We start from the raw sequence: 18,522 nt of genomic DNA on the forward strand, positions 1-18,522 counted from the left end.
TGACAGATACCCCTGGATAGTAAAAAAACAGGATCAATAAATATGCACCTGATCGGTATATTATTGATTGATACACCTATGCAGTATCAGATTTTAAGCGCTGATGCTATTCTTCCCTTTTTGCTTGGCACGATAGACCGCCTGATCGGCTTGTTCTAGTAAATCGGTAATCGAATTGCCGAAATCAGCTGTGGCGTAGCCCAGGCTGAGTGTGGGATGAATGACCTGTCCTTCGTCCAGCAAGGGCGTTTTTTCCAGTTCATTGCGTAGCCGTTTGGCGGCCAACAAGGCGTCTTCCGGTGAGGTGTCAGGACAGATAATTAAAAATTCATCACCGCCATAACGACATACCGCATCGGGCAAACGTGCTTTGGCGCGTAAGGTGGTGCCAATATGACCAAGCACCAAGTCGCCGCTGGCATGACCAAACTGATCGTTGATGAGTGTAAAGTTATCCACGTCAATCATGATCAAAGACAGTGGGCTATTGCGGCGTTTGGCGGCAGCCCATTCCTGTTCAAGGCGATCCATCGCATAGCGACGATTGGGTAAGCCGGTGAGTGTGTCAGTCACCGCAGCTTGTTGTAGTTGCCGATTATTGACGGCCAGTTCATTGGCCACTTTACGAATATTTTCAACATCGCGACGCATTTCACGTTGCTGCTGAACAAAGCGTTTACCGGCGGCCAGGCGCGCCTTGAGAATGCGTGGCGGGAATGGTTTGACCAGATAATCATCCACACCCATGTTAAAGGCTTCGACCAGTTTGTCGTCGGCCTCAAAGGTGGTCATGATCAAAATATAAATGCCTTTACCCAGCATGGTCTGGCGCAGGGTGTGCGTCAATTCCAGTCCATCAACTTGCGGCATCACCCAGTCGGTGATCACCATATCGGGATTGAATTGCAGCGCCGTTTCTATCGCTTCCTGGCCATTTTTGGCCGTCGCCACAATATGGCCTTCATTGAGCAGCAGCTTCTTGACGACACCAATCAAAGCGGCATCGTCATCGGCGACCAAAATGCGCAAGGGCTCATTGGTTATTGGACGGCTGTCACCAGTCAGTTCCGGTTCTTTGGCAGCTTCTTCCGCTGGTGTATTTTTCTGTTCACTGTCGGTGCGGATCGAAATGATATTGCCAGGCCGATGAGTACCCAAACTCAGAATTTGACCCCATTCTTCCCAGAGCGCAACGACATTGTCGCTAATGCGTACCAGATCATCGGCTTCAATGCCCAAATGACCGGCATCAAACAACAGCGGTGTCAGTGCTGCAGTGCGAGCATTTTTATCGGCAAATACCAGTTGTGACAAACGATAGGCCAGGTTCAGTGCGACTGCCAAAGTATGCGAGCGGCTGCCGACCTCGAGGGCTTCGTGATCAGGTTCATACTGATATTGAAGTGCCTTGGCAAAAATAATCGGAAACCCCCAGTCGCTGACCATCGCGGTGGTCAGGGTATTGTGATCAATGGCAAACAGTTTTTGCTCAATGGTGCGCAGTTTTTCAGAGGGCAGTGGTTGGCCGAACTGCTTTTGCATTTCGGTGAGCACCACGGCGTATTTTTCGGGATGCAGCGTGGCCAGCGCCAGGCGGCCAATCTGGCTTAACAGGCCACAAATAAAAATCTCTTCAGGCACCGCAACTCGTAATGTCGAAGCCAATACTTGCGCAGCAATGCCGGTAAAGAGCGATTGGCTCCAGTAAGTCTGGTAATCAAAAGGTTTGCACTCACCAGTTTGATAATCACTGACTAGTGAAAATCCCAGTGCCAGCTGACGCACCAATGGCAAGCCTAAAAACATGATGGCCTGATTGATGGCGACGACCGGACGATGGACGCCCAAAACGGGCGAATTGGCCGCCTTGATCAGTTTGGCGGATAGCGCGGGATCGGTCTGAATGACACGGGCGATTTGTTGATTGCTGACTGAATCGGATTGGCTCAAGCGAATGATTTCCATCGCCGTTCCGCGCGGCGAGGGTAATTTACCACCAGCTTTCAGTTCGACAAAATTGGTCGGGTCAACGCTAGAAACATCCATATTCAGGTAATGAGAAGATAAGGGAATGGCAATAAATTATTTTTTCTGGTCACATTGTAGGACTACTTTACAAATTGCAGTTTTATAATAAACGTTTGTTTTATATTGTTTAATTTCAATTTATCCGATCAGTAATTGATGTCGAAGTTGTCCGATTTTTTGAACGATAGCACTCGCCATTTGATTCAGCGGTAAAACCTCATCCACGGCACCCAGGGCAATCGCTTCGCGCGCCATGCCAAATACCACACTAGTGGCCTGATCTTGTGCCATGGTTGTGGCGCCAGCCTGCTTGAGTTCCAGCATGGCCTGTGCACCATCTTTACCCATGCCACTTAACATCACCGCCAGTACCGGTTGTGGCACATATTGCAACGCCGAGCGGAACATGACTTGTACCGAAGGCCGATGCCGGTTGACGGGCGGCCCATTACTTAGGGCAATACGATAGCCGTGCTGGTCGCTCAGTTGCAAATGATGATCGCCTGGTGCAATGTAGACATGATTCGCTTTAACCGGTTCGCCATCATCGGCCTGTTTGATGACGAGTTTGCTGAGATGATTGAGGCGTTCGGCAAAGTGGCGTGTATAGTTGGGTGGCATGTGCTGGGTTACCAGAATCGGTGGCATATCGGCGGGCAGGGCGCTGATAATATCGCGTAAGGCTTCGGTGCCACCAGTGGATGCGCCTATCATGATGATCGCATCATTGGCCAAATGGCGTTTTGATATGGGCAAAGGAAATGAACCCGATAATTTGCCGCTGTGGTGATGTCCTTTGTTTTGTCGCGGTACCTGCAAGGCATCACGCAATCGGCCGATTTTATTGAATAGTTGCCGGATAAACTGTTCAATGGCGGCATGACTGCGATGATCAGTGTTACTCGGCATTTGCTTGCTTAATACCTCTTGCGCGCCGAGTGCCAGGGCATAGGTTGCCTGACTTTGTGTGCTGACATCGTCGTCAAACAGGGCAATGATGGGCGTATCATGGGCAAAACGCAGCGCAGCGAGCCGATTCATCGCACGATGTCCCAGGGCCGACATGTTGAGCAATATCAAATCGGTATGACTGGGGATGGCGGCGCTTTCCTGATGTGCACAAGCATGGCCAGCCAGCTCAAACGAGCCGAGCCGATGCAATCCCATGCTGAGGGACTGAGTCCAGGCTTGATCGGAATCAAATAAAAATAACTTCATAAACATTCTGCCAACAGGTTGATACCCGTATGAAAAACATGATCTGATTGGGTTAATATCGGCTGGTTTTCTTTAAAAGATAAGCTTGGCAATGTGATAAAACTGGCGCGTTGCAGCGACCCGCGTACTGGTTGAAAAGCTTACTTGCCAAGCATGATTACTTTGCACAATTTGTCGACTGACTGCTGATTTATGCCAGATACTGACTTTGAAGTCACTGCCACCACCGAGCGCTTGGGTAGTCCCCTCAATCCAATTCACGTTTTATTTGTTGAAGAATTGCAGGAAGACTTTGAGCGTTTCAAGGAATTGCTGGTGAAGAGTGATATTGCTTTTCGAGCCATGCGTGTACAGCGACTCAATGATCTGCAATTGGCACTTTCGCAAAACGACTGGCATGCCGTCATTACTGAAGATACCTTGCCGGGGTTGGCGTATGCCGATGTGATGAAGCTGGTAAAAAGCCGCGAGCCGGATCTGCCCATCATTGTGGTGTCCGAAACCATCAATGATGAAGCCAGCCTGCATGCGGTCTTGGCGGGTGCCGATGATTACATCATGAAGCGCCATTGGTACCGTTTTCCGACGACGGTCATGCGCACCATTATTTTTGCGGCCAATAAAAAAGCCCAGGCTTTGGCCGAAGCCGAAGTGCTGCGTTCGCGTGAAGAGATTCGAGCTTTGTCGGCCCACCTTGAAAAAATCAAGGAAGACGAGCGCACCGCCGTTGCCCGTGAAATTCACGATGATATCGGTGGTACGCTGACCAAGCTGAAGACCGATCTGAGCTGGTTGAAAACCTGGCTTGGCAAGTTGTATACGGAAGGCCTGCCCGATGCCGCCAAGGGGCGGCTTGATGATATGGCGAGCTTATTGGATCATGGTGTGCAGTCGGCATCACGGATTGCACGTAACTTGCGTCCCGGTATTCTTGATTACGGGATTGTGGCGGCATTGGAATGGCAGGCGCGTGAGTTTGAGAGTCGCAATGGTTTGACCACCACTTTTGTCAGTAATGAAGAGGAAATCAGTCTGCCGATTGATTTGGCAACCGCGCTGTTTCGAATCTGCGAAGAGGCGCTGACCAATATTACCAAGCATGCCAAAGCGCATCAGGTGCGACTCGAATTGTTTGCCGAGAAGGAAGGTATTACACTGGAGATCATTGATGATGGTCAGGGACTGTCCAATCAGGATCTGGCCAAGACGCAGTCATATGGTGTGCGCGGCATGCGCGAGCGGGTACATGTACATGGTGGCTGGGTGGATATCAATAGCCAACCAGGCAAGGGTGTCGCAGTGATGGTCTGGATTCCCAGAGTCAATGCGAGTTAACGAGTTGGTACCTGGCAGGATCGGGTTATTGTGAAAATGGAAAAGTATGGTTCGAGTTCTGATAGCTGATGATCACGCCATTGTTCGCAAAGGCTTTCGCCAGATTTGTGGTGAACATGGCGAAATTGAAGTCATTGGTGAAGCTGAAAACTATGGTGACATCGCGCGGCTATTACGCGAAACCCGTTGCGATGTGCTGTTGCTTGATATTTCCATGCCGGGTAAAAATGGTATTGATACGTTAAAGCAGGTCAAAGAGTTGTATCCCAAACTGGGCGTACTTATTTTATCAATGTATCCGGAAGATCAGTATGCGGTGCGTGCTATCAAGGCGGGTGCATCGGGTTATCTGACCAAAGACAGTGCGCCTGAAAAACTGATTGAAGCGATTTTACTGGTGGCCAAAGGCCGTAAATACATTACACCTGAATTGGCCGAGTCATTAGTCAGTGCGGTGGTTGAGCCAGATGACCGACCCTTGCATGAACAATTATCGGATCGGGAGTTTCAGACGATTCGTTTGATTGCGCTGGGACGGAAATTATCGGAAATTGCTGAAGAACTGGCACTCAGCCCCAAAACTGTGAGTGTGTATCGGGCACGAATTCTTGAAAAAATGAAGATGCGCTCCAATGCGGAGTTGACCAGTTATGCACTCAAACATGGTCTGATTGATTAGTCGGACTAAATCAGCAGAACTTCAATAATCAGATTGAACAAGTAGGTTCAACAAGCGCATTGTTGTAGTGGACGATGCGCTTGTTTGGTGTTTATTTTGCTAACTCAACGCGATTTCGGCCTGCCTTTTTGGCCTGATACATGGCCCGGTCGGCACGCTCTATGATACCTTCCAATCCTTCATCCTGATCAAGCTTGGCAATACCGGCGCTAAAGGTGATACGTATCGTGGTCTCCTGATGCGCAAATGGTGTCTGGGACAATTCACGTTGAACCCGAATCATCACGCGATAGGCAAACTCAAGATCAGTTTCAGGCAGCATGATGACAAACTCCTCACCACCATAGCGGATCAAATGGTCGGTCGGTCGGATAGCTTTTTTGAGCACGGCTGACATATGGCGTAAAGCGTTATCGCCGGTCTGATGTCCGTAAGTGTCATTGAGCACCTTGAAGTGATCAATATCAATCACCACCAGACACAACGGTGCCGATTTACGGAAACAACGCGATTTTTCAATTTCAAACTGCTGACTAAAACCACGTCGATTCAAGGCACCCGTCAATGGGTCTTCACGAATCTGGCCACTGACTGTTTCCAGCTCTTCTTCCAGTTTACGCACTCGTGATTCATACTCTTCCACTCGGCCCTTCGCCGAACCCAATTCATCTCGAGTTGCCAGCATATTGCTCTGCACGTTTTCGGTGTCGGACAACAGATGTTCCAGCACACTGGACAATTGTTTGAGATCGGAAGCATGGCGAATCTGATGCGCATATTCACCCATCTTGTCGGCATACTCGCCCGTACTCTGAGTCAAGGATGACAGTCGATCGACGAAGGCGGCCACCATGGTACGAATCGCTTTTTGAGTTTCTTCCAGACTGTGTTTGAGGGCACCCTGACGATAGATTACTTCCTTGAAGCTTTGTTCAGCTTGTAACAACAGGCTTGGTGTTAATGGTTCAGCCAGCAAATGACTGACGTGATCCACCTGACCCTTGACCCAGCCGTCGGATGGCACCAATTCGCCCATATTGTGGACCAGCAATTGCAGAAGCGTGAGCAGGCCACGCACCATGGTATCGAGGGTCTCGCCACGCAGTTCGAGTTTGATCCAGAATTGGCGCAACTGATTGGAAGCGTAGTTCACTTCACTCAGATTTTGTGCGCGTTGACATAATTGCGCCAGAGCTTCTGCTTCATTGGCCAGTTCTGGCGTATAGCCAAGCCGTTCGGTGACCGAAAAGTTGATGGTTTGGGCCAACAGGTTTTGCAGGGCCGGCACCAGCTCGGCTTCACTCATGATGGGCTGAGCACGCGCAACAGCATCCACGGCCGCTTTATTGCCGATCAGGGCTCGACTTTGCGGTACTTCTGGCGGCAATTCGCCCGCTTCCAAAATACCGGTGCTATTCATGCTGTCATTGGACCAGCTGGTAATCAGGGACTTTAGCCGTGGGTAGAGCTTGTCAGAGTCGCGGCCAAAGGTATTGAGCACGTGTTCAATACTTTCGCGTTTGCGTGCTGGTGTATAGGAGGCGTGGCGTTTTTCCCATTGACGCAATAACTCGCGAACCAGCTCGGACCAGACAGGCTGATCTTCAGGATTTTTAGGTTCGGCACCGCACAAGCGACGCAGGTGCTGATTGACGCTGTTCCAATCACCTTCTTCCAGGGCGGCACTCAATTGCAGTGCATCTTTCTGGGTGCGAGGGGTTTCCCGCAGGGTGGCCGTCAAACTGCGAATCGCTTTTTTGGCCGGATCAACCTCATCAATGCTGACCTTTGCCATTTGGGCATAGATCACTGCATAGTTTTCCGGTGTCGGTGGAATGCGTTTGGAGGCCAGGTACTTCAAGGTCTCTTTGGCAATTTCGATCGGCGTGGTAAGTGTAGTAGCGCTGCTCATGGGCTTTCTATCGATTGTGCTTTCACATTGATTTGTTAGTTTGATACAGACTAACAATCAGATGGTGCAATCTTAAAGCCCCATGATAGGGAACATGAGGGGAATAGGCGGGCAAATTTCCCCTACTTCTCGGCTATATTCTGTAAGGGGATGTAAGCCTGGATACAATTTGCCAAAAACGGCAAAAAACAGGGAGTATGGTTAATTATTACTCCCTTGAGTGCGTATATATTGATGCTTAAAAAATACAGGTATAGGTATATTATCGAATGACCAGTACCGGCACGTTGCTGTGGGTCAACACTTTTTGGGTCTCGCTACCGAGCAATAAACTGGCCACTCCGCGTCGCCCATGTGATGCCATGACGATGCCATCGCATTGCTGTTCCTTGGTGGTTTCGATGATCGCTTCCCAAGGCGAAAAAGACTCTTTGCTGACGACGGTGGTTTTTATACCTTTGGCTTCGGCGGCAGTTTTTAATTTTTGCAGAAAGTTGGTAGCCTCTTCTTTGACGCGTTCCAGATAGGTTTCGGGCATTTCTGGTGGAATGAATTCACCATAGATTGGATAGGGGTAGGGTGAGTAAACATGGACACCCACCAGCTCTGCTTTGAGCTGGCTGGCCAGTTCAATGGCCTTATCGACGGCTTTTTGGGATAACTCGGAACCATCGGTCGAAACCAGAATTTTGCTAAACATAGGAGCCTCCTTCAAGGATCAGCGCTTGACATGTCAGTCTAAGAAAATCAGAAACTGTTTTACGAGTATCAGCCACCATGATGACAGCATAGTTTCACAAAGACCAGCGGGCCTTGATCAATCTCAAGGCCCGCATAATCAATTGACTGAACGCAGCTGTTTAGTCGGTGTAGTCGTTTAGAGCGCCTCACTGGCAAAGTCAGCCAGACGTGAACGCTCACCACGAGCCAAGGTGACATGGCCGCTATGACTCCAGCCCTTGAAGCGATCGACCACATAGGTAAGACCTGATGAGCCTTCGGTGAGATAGGGCGTATCAATCTGGGCGATATTACCCAGGCAGACGATCTTGGTGCCAGGGCCAGCACGGGTGATCAAGGTTTTCATCTGCTTGGGCGTCAGGTTTTGGGCTTCGTCAATGATGAGGTACTTGTTGACGAAGGTCCGGCCACGCATGAAATTGAGCGATTTGATCTTGATGCGTGAGCGGATCAAATCCTGTGTGGCAGCGCGGCCCCATTCACCGGCACCATCGTCCGATTTATTGAGTACCTCAAGATTGTCATCAAACGCGCCCATCCAGGGCGACATTTTTTCCTCTTCCGTACCTGGCAGAAAACCAATGTCTTCGCCGACTGGCACCGTCACCCGGGTGACGATGATTTCGTTATAGAGTTTGGTATCCAGCACCTGTGCCAAACCTGCGGCCAGCGCCAGCAAGGTTTTACCCGTACCGGCCTGACCCAGCAGGGTGACAAAATCGCAATCGGGATTCATCAGCAGATTGAGCGCAAAATTTTGCTCACGATTCCGCGCCGTGACTCCCCAGATATTGTTTTTGCCGTGTGAGAAGTCTTTGAGCGTTTGCAAAACCGCAGTTTTGCCGTTGATTTCGCGCACCTGGGCATAAAACGGTACTTCGCCACTGCTGGGTTCTTGATAAACAAATTGATTGACCAGCATGGACGGCACGAGGGGCCCGGTAATCCGGTAGAACATGCCTCCGCCGGTACGGCTGTCCCGTTCTTGCCAGCTTTCCATGCCTTTGCCATGTTTTTCCCAAAAATTATCGGGCAAGGCGGTAATGCCGGTAAACAGCAGATCGCTGTCTTCCAGTACCTGGTCATTGAAATAGTCTTCCGCTGGCAGACCCAAAGCGCGTGCCTTGATGCGCATATTGATATCTTTGGATACCAATACCACCTCACGTTGCGGAAAGTCCCGCTGCAGGGCGCTGACCACCCCAAGAATCTGGTTATCGGCCTTACCTTGTGGCAGGCCTTCAGGCAGGCTCACATCATGCAGCTTGGTCTGAAAGAAGAGATTGCCACCGGCGTCCCGATTACCCAGTTTGGAGAGCGGAATGCCGGACTCATCTTCAGGGTGTGTATTGGCAACCAGTCCATCGAGTGTGCGACTGACCTGGCGCGCATTACGGGCCACTTCGGACATGCCTTTTTTATGGTCATCCAGCTCCTCCAGCGTCATCATGGGCAGATAGACATCGTGCTCTTCAAAGCGGAACAGCGATGCCGGATCATGCATCAGCACATTGGTATCGAGAACAAAGAGTTTACGAACCGTTTTCTTACCGTTGCTGGCACGACGATTACCGGAAGTCGAGGTAGCTTGATCTTTTTTATGCGGATTGCCTGACGAAGATGTTGAAGATGCGGCGGCGGGAGCGTGCTGGTCACGCGCAGTGATCTCAGTGTCCAGAGCAATCACTTTGGGTACGGCATGGAGTTCAGCGACCTTGGCTTTTTTCGGCTCGTTCAGATTTTTGACGGGACTAATCTTGATGGCTGCTTCAATGACTGGATTGTTTGCGTCTGTATCACTCGCCTTGTATTCAGTGGTAGACAGAATCGTGGCGGGGCGAGTCGGCAGTTTAGGCAGCGGCATAAAGGGCATACTCCTCAAGTGGGCAAAAGTTGGAAAACAAGAAAGCTAAAAAAGGAAATAAAAAAGCCACTTGGTTCGCGCAATGACTCCGGCGAATCAACAAGTGGCTTGGTTTTGCCCGACACGACCGGTTTAATGCAACCAGTCTTTTGTGTGAAGAAAATATCAATATTGAAAAGAAATCCGTTGAGGTTCTTCAGGAAACTGCACAACACACATGACTCTAATTTTTCACATCGCCTGTACAAAGTCAAGCACTTCCTGAACATGACCAGCCACTTTAATGCCACGCCATTCCTTGGACAACTGGCCTTTTTCATCAATCAGAAAGGTACTGCGCTCAATGCCGCGAACTTCTTTACCGTACATTTTTTTCATCTTGATGACATCAAACAGCTGACAAAGCGCTTCATCGCCATCAGATATCAACTCAAAAGGCATGCCCAGCTTGGTTTTGAAATTCATATGTGATTTCAGACTGTCACGAGAAATGCCAAATACTTCGGCATTGGCCGCCTGAAATTGCGGATGCAGATCACGAAACTGCATGCCTTCAGTGGTGCAACCTGGGGTATTGTCCTTGGGGTAAAAATACAGCACCAGCTTTTTACCCTTGAAATCGGCCAGATTGAAGTTGTCGATAGTCGTGGTAGGTGCAGAGAAGTCGGGTACTGCTTGTGAGAGTGCAACGGTCATTTTTTATCCTTGTCTTTTCAGGCTTGCTGGACGATCAATTCTCCTGATCTTCCAGGTATTGCATCCCAAGTGTATGACATGACAGGTAATCGACTGAGATCCAGGGTCTGATAATACTGACCCATTGAGACAAGTTGATGACCTTGAGCACGCCAGCCTTGTAGCAATTTGTCGAATATGTGGGCAAGTTTCTGCCCTTCAAGCTCTGCATGCAAGGTATAGACCTGATTTTTTTGTGTATCTTGTGTCAGCGAGAGTAAATGGTCGGCCACATTATCGATCGTAATATTATCCACACCTATCAATTCATCCAGTGTTGGCAGGGTGGTGGGCATTTGCACATGACGCAAGGTTTTACCGTTGATCTGCAAATGATGTGGCTGCCCCATTGATTGCCCACGTAACAATATTCGTCCATCTGAGGCATAGGCCATCTGCCAGTCGTCCAATTGCTCAAAGGCGGCATCGTTCATCTGCCAACCGGCGGCGCCATGCGTCAGTGGCGCTGAACCAAAAACCTCGGTAAAGCGATCATGGCTCTTTTGCATTTGCCAGCGAGTCCAATCTGCTGTTTTATGGCGGACTTCATCGTGCCAAAGCACATGATCCCATGTGTGGATGCCACATTCAAACCCCGCATCTTGGGTTGCCCGTAGTTCATTTTTACAGGTTTTACCGATATCAGGGCCTGGCAAGAGTACGCCATACATGAGCGTTTTCAAGCCATAGTGTTCAACCACGGAAGTGCGTGAAACCTTGGAGAAAAAACCGGGCCGAAAAACCCGCTTGAGTGCCCAACCAGTATGGTCAGGCCCTAGACTAAAGAGAAAAGTTGCACCAGCGCGATGTTTGCTGAGTAGCTTGACCAGATTGGGAACGCCTTCACGTGTGCCGCGATAGGTATCCACATCAATCTTGAGTGTGATATATGCCAAAAGTACCAGGTCCTGCGAACAATCACGATCAGCCAATACTGATCGTGATTGGTGATTGAAAAGGTTTAATCGACCAGCTTAGTCGACCAGTTTACGGGCTTCGCTAACCTGACCTCGGTAGGCATCAAAAATTTTGGCGAGTGCATCATCCATTTTGACTTTGGGTGCCCAATCCAGTTCTTCCATGGTATTGGTGATCTTAGGAACGCGATTTTGCACGTCCTGATAACCCTTGCCGTAGTATTCGCCAGAAGTGGTTTCCACGATCTTGACCTTGGCCGCCGTTTCCTTGTACTCAGGATATTGCGCTGCCAGTTTCAACATCATGTCGGACAATTCACGCACTGAGAAATTATTGGTTGGATTACCGATGTTGTAGATTTTGCCGCTGGCAATGCCATCTTTATTGGCGATGATTTTGACCAATGCATCAATGCCGTCATCAATATAGGTGAACGCACGCTTTTGATTGCCGCCATCGACCAGCTTGATGGTTTCACCGCGCACAATATGACCCAGGAACTGGGTAATCACGCGTGAAGAGCCTTCCTTGGCGGTATTGATGGAGTCCAGACCCGCACCGATCCAGTTAAATGGACGGAACAAAGTGTAATCCAGTCCAGCTTGCTGACCATAACCGGCGATCACACGATCCATCAATTGTTTGGCGCAGGCGTAAATCCAGCGTGGCTTGTTGATAGGGCCGTAAACCAGATTGGAGTTTTCTGGGTCAAACTCGCCGTCGCCACACATACCATACACTTCCGATGTGGAAGGGAAAATGACGCGGGTTTTATATTTGACTGCCTGACGGATGATGGGCAGATTGGCTTCAAAGTCCAATTCAAAAACACGCAGCGGATCTTTCACATAGGTAGAAGGCGTGGCAATCGCGACCAATGGCAGAACGACATCACATTTGCGTACGTTGTACTCAACCCACTCTTTATTGATGGTGATATCACCTTCAGAAAAGTGAAAGCGTGGATGATCCAGCAGATGGCTGATGCGCTCGGATTGCATGTCCATACCATAGACTTCCCAGTCGGTGGTTTCAATAATGCGATTGGACAAGTGGTGGCCGATAAAACCGTTGACGCCAAGAATAAGAACTTTTTGCATGATAGATTTAAGCGATGAGATTGAAATATTGTTCAGTAGAGACAGGTTGTCCGTTATGACGGAGCTCATGAATATGGATGACGCCATCAGCAGTAACGCCAAAGAACTGCTGGCCGATGACATGCACGCCTAAATCCGGCTTTTTCCCCAGTAAAGTTGTCAGTGTATCAGTTTGGAATTGAGCTTCGTCACGATAGCGGGCTCGGGCGATCATGAAGCGCTCACTCTTGCCGTTAGTTGTTACATCAAAAAAAGCGCCAGGATAGGGAGGCGCTACGGCACGAATCAGGTTGTAGATTTCCTGGGCGGGCTGCTCCCAGTCAATCCGCCCATCTTCAGGCTTGCGACCGCCAAAATAACTGCCATTGGCAAGATCATTCGGTAAGCGCGGCGCATTGCCTGCAATTACCGCAGGCAATGCCTGCCAAAGTGTCTGTTCTGCGGCGACACACATTTTATTGAAAGCGTCTTCGCCGGTATCGTCGGGCAAAATGGGTACAGCAGTTTGCGCAATGATGGCCCCTGCATCAGGTTTCGCCACCATTTCATGCAACGTCGCGCCAGTTTCTGTGGCCCCCTTGAGTACCGCCCAATTGGTTGGAGCACGACCACGAAATTTAGGCAATAAAGAGCCATGCATATTGTAGGCACCCTGACGTGCTTTTTCGAGCAGGGAGGTGGGCAGCATGTAGCGATAGTAAAAGGCAAAAATGAAATCAGGCTGAATGGTATCGAGCTGTTTCTCAATTTCTGCCAGTTCAGCCTGCTCAGGGAAAACTGCCGGGATCTGATAGTCGTGCGCTACTTCGGCAACGCTGTCAAACCAGATCTTTTCCCAGGGGTTGTCGTGATGCGTCACGATCAGGCTGATTTCAAAGCCCGATTGTTTTTGTGCAGCCAATAACACTTTCAAACAACGAACGCCGACATTGCTGTAGGCAAAAACGACAACTTTCTTCAAGAAACTAACTCCGTTTAGAGATGAGAGGAAGGCGATGGTGGGGTATTTTCAAGAATCGCTTGCAGCACGTAACGTGGGCGCTCGCGAACTTGTTGGTAAATGCGGCCGACATATTCACCCAGGAGTCCCAGACCAAATAGCACTACACCCAAGAGAAAGAAGGAAATGGCAAACAGGGTAAATACCCCTTCGGCCTCAGAACCAATAAAGAGGCGGCGGCCGATCAGCACCACTACCAGGATGGCTGACAGTGCCGATAACGCTACCCCAACTACCGACAGCCATTGCAAAGGTACCACTGAAAAACTGGTCACCAGGTCAAAATTGAGACGGATCAAACTATAGAGCGAATACTTGGATTCCCCTGCAAAACGCTCTTCATGTTCAACATGAATTTCGGTCGGTTTGCTGGCAAAAGAATAGGCCAAAGCCGGAATGAAGGTATTAACTTCACGACATTGGTTAATCGTGTCAATGATGCGACGTGAATAGGCACGCAGCATACAGCCCTGATCGGTCATTTTGATGCGGGTAATGCGCTCGCGCAGGCGGTTCATGGCACGTGATGCTTTTTTGCGCCACCAGATATCCTGACGTTGGTTGCGAATGCTGCCAACGTAATCATAGCCTTCATGCATTTTGGCCACCAGATTACCGATTTCTTCGGGGGGGTTCTGCAAGTCGGCATCCAAGGTGACAATAATGCGGCCACGAGTGCGTTCAAAACCAGCCAGAATCGCCATATGTTGGCCAAAATTGCCATTAAACAAGATAACGCGGGTCACATCGGGGCGTTTGTGGAACTGATCAGCCAGCATTTGTGGCGAGCGATCACGACTGCCATCATTGATGAAAATGATTTCGTAACTCAGATTGAGTGCATCCAGTGCGGGATATAGCCGGGAAAAAAGCGCTTCAAGTCCATCTTCTTCGTTGTAAACGGGAATGACAACAGACAACTCCGGCTGAAGTTGACCAGGCAAACCTGCTGCCTCATTCTCGGGCAGATCAAGTGAGACGGTTTTAAATAATGGGTGAGGAGTATTCATTCGCTTAGCAAGTCCCAAAATGATAGCCGGATTAGCTTTTTGCCAGTATATAGACGCCAACTATAATAATGCCCATTCCTACCATACGTTGTATAGAGAGGTTTTCCCCGAGCAAATACCAGGCGCCCAATGCATTAACCACATAGCCTAGCGACAACATGGGGTAGGCAATCGATACATCGACGCGCGACAAACCCATGATCCAGACAGCCACCGAAAGAACATAGCAAGTCAATCCACCGATGATAGGCAATTGACTCATCAATTTGATGCCAATCGGCCAAATATTGGCCAGTGAGAAATCAAAATGTCCAACGGCATTCACGCCAGCTTTAAGCAACAATTGGGCGCAGGCATTGAGCATGACACCGGTAACAATCAATATGACAACAATAGGGCTCATGAGTTGAATTTTTCTAGGGTTTACTGACAAAAACGCGGCGCTGGTCTCGGGCGATGACAGTCATCGGCAGATCTTCCTGCAGCAGTGTGTCAAATGTCGCGGGTGGCATCATGGCGACGGGTGACACATCTGTCAACCAGCGAGTCTTGAAACCATCCAGATCGGTCAGCCATTTTTGCGGCTCTTGCTGAACACCAAACTCCATTTCATCGGCATGTTTGACGAGTGTGAAGGTGCGTTGTAAATAAAAAGGCATGGTCTGATCGTACATATTCACTGCATACAGCGGCGTTTCAGGCCGAATGACAGATTGCAGTTTGGGCAGCATGGATAATCCTGATGACACTGCAGCCAAGGGTGCAAAGCCTAGCAGAATCAAATGAGATAGTGCCACACCACCGACTGCCATGGATAGTACGGCACGCGTGCGCTGCTCCTCTCTGTCACTGATCCAGCGATTATGCAAAATGGCGCCAATCAACAAGATGATCAGTGCTGTCATGATCCAGGGTTGATATTGTCTTAATAATTCACCGTGCAGTTGGTCACTGGCAAATCGCTGAATTTGCCAGGTGACGCCCAAGCCTGCCAGAGAGAGAAAAATGGTCAGCCAACCATTAATACGAAACCAGCCAGTGCCGTGTAAGTTATCCATGGCGCGTGCAATCAGCAGCGCCAGCGCCGGAAAAACCGGCAAGATGTACGAGGGTAATTTGGAACTGGACATGCTGAAAAAGAAAAAGATGAATACAAACCAGACCAGCAGCAATTTGCCTACCTGAAAGTCATGATTTTTTTCTCGTAACGGTCCGGTAAAAATGGTTGGTAACCAACCCAGCCAAGGTATCAGGCCACCAATCAGCAAAGGGAAAAAGTACCACCAGGGGCCTTCACGATGATGTACCTTGGTCAAAAAGCGCTGAAAGTGTTCGTGGATAAAAAAGAATTGCGGAAATTCGGGGTTGGCAATTGATACCGCGACAAACCAGGGTACGGTGATGGCAAAAAAGATCAGCAGGCCGCTCAGCCAATTCAGGCTTTTGAGCAATGCCCAATCACGTGACCAGAGCAGATAGAGCACCATCACTGCACCCGGTAGCACAATGCCAATCAAGCCTTTGGATAAGACAGCCAATGCCATACCAGTCCAGCATAAACCCATCCAGAACCCATGTATCGACTTGATTTCCCGATGATGCTGAGCAATCAGCAAGCTGCAAAGCGCCAGGCTCATCATGCCTGATAAGCCCATGTCCAGGGTGTTGATATGACCGAGTGCACTCCACCAAAAACACGAGGCAAGTACGGCACCTGCGTATAAGCCAGTGCGCCGGTTGTAAATGCGACGGCCCGCATAGGCCGTGAGCACAATGCCAAAAAAGCCAGTCAGACCAGTCCATAGACGAGCCTGCCAGTCACCCAGACCAAAGACTTCAAAGGTTGCCGCCGTGACCCAGTTTTGCAGGGGGGGTTTTTCAAAATATTTGAGGCCATTTAAGCGCGGGGTGATCCAGTCACCAGTTGCCACAATTTCGCGCGCCATTTCGGCGTAGCGGCCTTCATCGGTTTTGACGAGCGGGCGAAAGCCGAGCGCGCCGAACCAGGCGACTGCCAGCAAAATCAGCAATGGCAGCATCAAGCGCCGGGATGGCTCAGTATGTATGGAGAAGTTCACAGGAGTATTTGTAAAGTGGCTTGAAAATATAGCCTAAGCTGGGCATTTTAGCTGTATTCTCCCTGGGGGTATAGGGTGTGTTGTACGCTTTGTACAGTGCACTATTCTTTTTCAATCAGCAACGCTGCCAAGACACGACGACCTTCGCTCATCAAAATATTATAGGTGCGGCAGGCTGCCTTGATATCCATGGTTTCTACGCCAATGCGTTTCGGCATCAAGGGAACCAGCCATTCAGGTCTTGGAAAGCGCTGGCGCTGGCCAGTGCCAAAGATGATGACTTCGGGTTCCCAGGCCAGTAGTTGTTCAAAATGTTCAGCGCTGAGTTCGTCAAACTTGCCGACTGGCCAGCTTTGTACTGCCTTTTCAGGCATGACTAAAACGCTGGACTCATAGCGGATGGCATTGATTTCGATAAAGCCGTCGCCATAGGCGGTGACGGTCTGATATTGCTGGGTGGGAGCGGTTTGCAGTTTCACAGTGGTCGACGAATCAGGTGGCATGAAGCGTGTGCAATGGCACACAAAAAAGCGGTTAGGTGCTAATTTTAGCCCTTTTATGTTCAGTCTTCGTGATTGCATGCTTTAGAATCAGAGACCTGCTGCAATAAATTGATCCAAACTCTCACAATGACAGGATGTACGCTCGTGCAACCCATACTTAAATCAGCCAAGCTGGCCAATGTTTGCTATGACATTCGTGGACCAGTCCTGGAACGTGCCCGCCAGATGGAAGAAGAAGGGCACAAAATCATCAAACTCAATATTGGCAATCTGGCCGCGTTTGGTTTTGATGCGCCCGAAGAAATCGTGCATGACATGATGATCAACCTGCCCAATGCGGCGGGTTATACCGATTCCAAAGGACTTTTTGCACCTCGTAAAGCGGTGATGCATTACACCCAGCAGCAAGGTGTCAAAGGTGTGACGCTGGAAGATATTTACCTCGGCAATGGCGCATCGGAATTGATCGTGATGGCGACCAATGCACTCTTGAACGATGGCGATGAACTGCTCTTGCCAGCGCCTGATTATCCCTTGTGGACAGCGGCGGTGAGTCTGTCGGGTGGTACGCCGGTGCACTATATGTGCGACGAAGACAATAACTGGCAACCCAATCTGGATGACATTCGCAAGAAAATCACGCCCAATACCAAGGGGATTGTAGTCATCAATCCCAATAATCCTACTGGCGTTTTATATAGCGATGAGCTGCTCAAGGAAATTGTGGCGATTGCGCGCCAGCACGGGCTGATCATTTTTGCCGATGAAGTGTATGACAAGGTGTTGTATGACGGTGTCAGGCATACGGCGCTGGCATCGTTGTCTGAAGATGTGTTGACGGTGACTTTGAACAGTCTCTCAAAAAGTTATCGCTCCTGTGGTTATCGTGCCGGCTGGATGATTGTGTCGGGCAATAAGGAGCCGGCTCGTGACTATATTGAAGGCCTCAACATGCTGTCGTCAATGCGTCTGTGTGCCAATACGCCGGGTCAACTGGCCATTCAAACCGCATTGGGTGGTTATCAGAGTATCAACGATCTGGTTGGCCCCGGTGGTCGCTTGCTACGGCAGCGTGATCTGGCTTACAAGATGATGATTGAAATTCCTGGTGTGACCTGTGTCAAGCCACAAGCAGCCTTGTATATGTTCCCGCGTCTGGATCCCAAGGTTTATCCGATTACCGATGATCAGGCATTCATGGCGGATCTGTTGCGCGAAGAGAAGGTCTTGCTGGTGCAGGGCACGGGTTTCAACTGGCCTCATCCGGATCACTTCCGTCTGGTATTCTTACCCAATACCGATGATCTGACCGATGCGATGATACGAATCGCCCGCTATCTGGAAAATTATCGTAAACGTCACGGTACCAATTAATTTAAATTCACTATAACCCTTCGCCAC

At 49.6% G+C, this 18,522-nt stretch carries 16 protein-coding genes; 3 read left to right on the forward strand and 13 right to left on the reverse strand.

Going from position 1 to position 18,522, the window contains the following annotated elements:
* Nucleotides 1–93: 93 nt before the first annotated feature.
* Nucleotides 94–2,046, reverse strand: a complete 1,953-nt coding sequence (locus ACMYR3_RS06525) for a GGDEF domain-containing response regulator (protein WP_424195668.1) — start codon at nucleotides 2,044–2,046, stop codon at nucleotides 94–96.
* Nucleotides 2,047–2,166: 120 nt separating this feature from the next.
* The gene (locus tag ACMYR3_RS06530; RefSeq protein WP_424195670.1) at nucleotides 2,167–3,246 is read right to left on the reverse strand and encodes a CheB methylesterase domain-containing protein; all 1,080 of its coding nucleotides are present in this window, start codon (nucleotides 3,244–3,246) and stop codon (nucleotides 2,167–2,169) included.
* Between the two features lie 192 nt (nucleotides 3,247–3,438).
* Between ACMYR3_RS06530 and ACMYR3_RS06535 the strand changes: the two genes are divergently transcribed.
* Together ACMYR3_RS06535 and ACMYR3_RS06540 are read left to right on the forward strand one after the other, a co-directional pair.
* The gene (locus tag ACMYR3_RS06535; protein WP_424195672.1) at nucleotides 3,439–4,581 is read left to right on the forward strand and encodes an ATP-binding protein; all 1,143 of its coding nucleotides are present in this window, start codon (nucleotides 3,439–3,441) and stop codon (nucleotides 4,579–4,581) included.
* A 46-nt stretch (nucleotides 4,582–4,627) separates the two neighbouring features.
* A complete protein-coding gene (locus ACMYR3_RS06540) occupies nucleotides 4,628–5,260 on the forward strand; it encodes a response regulator (RefSeq protein ID WP_424195674.1) in 633 nt (210 codons plus the stop codon).
* 91 nt (nucleotides 5,261–5,351) lie between these two features.
* On the opposite strand, the gene ACMYR3_RS06545 is transcribed toward ACMYR3_RS06540, so the two are convergent.
* From ACMYR3_RS06545 to ACMYR3_RS06595, 11 genes are all read right to left on the reverse strand, one after another.
* Nucleotides 5,352–7,172 carry a diguanylate cyclase gene (locus tag ACMYR3_RS06545; protein WP_424195676.1) on the reverse strand — a complete coding sequence of 607 codons (1,821 nt, stop codon included), beginning with the start codon at nucleotides 7,170–7,172 and terminating at the stop codon, nucleotides 5,352–5,354.
* 262 nt (nucleotides 7,173–7,434) lie between these two features.
* The gene (locus ACMYR3_RS06550) at nucleotides 7,435–7,872 is read right to left on the reverse strand and encodes a universal stress protein (protein WP_424195678.1); all 438 of its coding nucleotides are present in this window, start codon (nucleotides 7,870–7,872) and stop codon (nucleotides 7,435–7,437) included.
* A 177-nt stretch (nucleotides 7,873–8,049) separates the two neighbouring features.
* Nucleotides 8,050–9,777, reverse strand: coding sequence for a PhoH family protein (locus ACMYR3_RS06555; RefSeq protein ID WP_424195680.1), 1,728 nt, complete (start codon nucleotides 9,775–9,777; stop codon nucleotides 8,050–8,052).
* Nucleotides 9,778–10,008: 231 nt separating this feature from the next.
* Nucleotides 10,009–10,473, reverse strand: coding sequence for a peroxiredoxin (locus ACMYR3_RS06560; RefSeq protein WP_424195682.1), 465 nt, complete (start codon nucleotides 10,471–10,473; stop codon nucleotides 10,009–10,011).
* A gap of 17 nt (nucleotides 10,474–10,490) precedes the next feature.
* The gene (locus tag ACMYR3_RS06565) at nucleotides 10,491–11,408 is read right to left on the reverse strand and encodes a polysaccharide deacetylase family protein (protein WP_424195684.1); all 918 of its coding nucleotides are present in this window, start codon (nucleotides 11,406–11,408) and stop codon (nucleotides 10,491–10,493) included.
* Between the two features lie 78 nt (nucleotides 11,409–11,486).
* Nucleotides 11,487–12,530 (reverse strand): bifunctional UDP-4-keto-pentose/UDP-xylose synthase, encoded by a 1,044-nt coding sequence (locus ACMYR3_RS06570; protein ID WP_424195686.1) that lies wholly within the window; start codon nucleotides 12,528–12,530, stop codon nucleotides 11,487–11,489.
* Nucleotides 12,531–12,537: 7 nt separating this feature from the next.
* Complete coding sequence (locus tag ACMYR3_RS06575) at nucleotides 12,538–13,491, reverse strand: formyltransferase (protein WP_424195688.1); 954 nt, start codon at nucleotides 13,489–13,491, stop codon at nucleotides 12,538–12,540.
* A 14-nt stretch (nucleotides 13,492–13,505) separates the two neighbouring features.
* Nucleotides 13,506–14,540 (reverse strand): glycosyltransferase, encoded by a 1,035-nt coding sequence (locus tag ACMYR3_RS06580; protein WP_424195690.1) that lies wholly within the window; start codon nucleotides 14,538–14,540, stop codon nucleotides 13,506–13,508.
* Nucleotides 14,541–14,571: 31 nt separating this feature from the next.
* Nucleotides 14,572–14,943 carry an SMR family transporter gene (locus ACMYR3_RS06585; protein WP_424195691.1) on the reverse strand — a complete coding sequence of 124 codons (372 nt, stop codon included), beginning with the start codon at nucleotides 14,941–14,943 and terminating at the stop codon, nucleotides 14,572–14,574.
* A gap of 13 nt (nucleotides 14,944–14,956) precedes the next feature.
* Nucleotides 14,957–16,579, reverse strand: a complete 1,623-nt coding sequence (locus ACMYR3_RS06590; protein WP_424195693.1) for a glycosyltransferase family 39 protein — start codon at nucleotides 16,577–16,579, stop codon at nucleotides 14,957–14,959.
* 140 nt (nucleotides 16,580–16,719) lie between these two features.
* On the reverse strand, nucleotides 16,720–17,097 hold the full coding sequence (locus tag ACMYR3_RS06595) for an Mth938-like domain-containing protein (RefSeq protein WP_424196392.1): 378 nt from the start codon (nucleotides 17,095–17,097) through the stop codon (nucleotides 16,720–16,722).
* Nucleotides 17,098–17,265: 168 nt separating this feature from the next.
* Between ACMYR3_RS06595 and ACMYR3_RS06600 the strand changes: the two genes are divergently transcribed.
* A complete protein-coding gene (locus ACMYR3_RS06600) occupies nucleotides 17,266–18,495 on the forward strand; it encodes a pyridoxal phosphate-dependent aminotransferase (protein WP_424195695.1) in 1,230 nt (409 codons plus the stop codon).
* Nucleotides 18,496–18,522 lie beyond the last annotated feature (27 nt).

Origin of the sequence: Ampullimonas aquatilis, from assembly GCF_049675895.1 — a bacterium.
Taxonomy (GTDB): Bacteria; Pseudomonadota; Gammaproteobacteria; order Burkholderiales; family Burkholderiaceae_D; genus Ampullimonas; species Ampullimonas aquatilis.

Coding starts and splice junctions, on each gene's coding strand:
- ACMYR3_RS06525 (WP_424195668.1), bottom strand. CDS start 2,046: ATGGATGTTTCTAGCGTTGACCCGACCAATTTTGTCGAACTGAAAGCT.
- ACMYR3_RS06530 (WP_424195670.1), bottom strand. CDS start 3,246: ATGAAGTTATTTTTATTTGATTCCGATCAAGCCTGGACTCAGTCCCTC.
- ACMYR3_RS06535 (WP_424195672.1), top strand. CDS start 3,439: ATGCCAGATACTGACTTTGAAGTCACTGCCACCACCGAGCGCTTGGGT.
- ACMYR3_RS06540 (WP_424195674.1), top strand. CDS start 4,628: ATGGTTCGAGTTCTGATAGCTGATGATCACGCCATTGTTCGCAAAGGC.
- ACMYR3_RS06545 (WP_424195676.1), bottom strand. CDS start 7,172: ATGAGCAGCGCTACTACACTTACCACGCCGATCGAAATTGCCAAAGAG.
- ACMYR3_RS06550 (WP_424195678.1), bottom strand. CDS start 7,872: ATGTTTAGCAAAATTCTGGTTTCGACCGATGGTTCCGAGTTATCCCAA.
- ACMYR3_RS06555 (WP_424195680.1), bottom strand. CDS start 9,777: ATGCCGCTGCCTAAACTGCCGACTCGCCCCGCCACGATTCTGTCTACC.
- ACMYR3_RS06560 (WP_424195682.1), bottom strand. CDS start 10,473: ATGACCGTTGCACTCTCACAAGCAGTACCCGACTTCTCTGCACCTACC.
- ACMYR3_RS06570 (WP_424195686.1), bottom strand. CDS start 12,530: ATGCAAAAAGTTCTTATTCTTGGCGTCAACGGTTTTATCGGCCACCAC.
- ACMYR3_RS06580 (WP_424195690.1), bottom strand. CDS start 14,540: ATGAATACTCCTCACCCATTATTTAAAACCGTCTCACTTGATCTGCCC.
- ACMYR3_RS06585 (WP_424195691.1), bottom strand. CDS start 14,943: ATGAGCCCTATTGTTGTCATATTGATTGTTACCGGTGTCATGCTCAAT.
- ACMYR3_RS06590 (WP_424195693.1), bottom strand. CDS start 16,579: ATGCTGCCATTGCTGATTTTGCTGGCAGTCGCCTGGTTCGGCGCGCTC.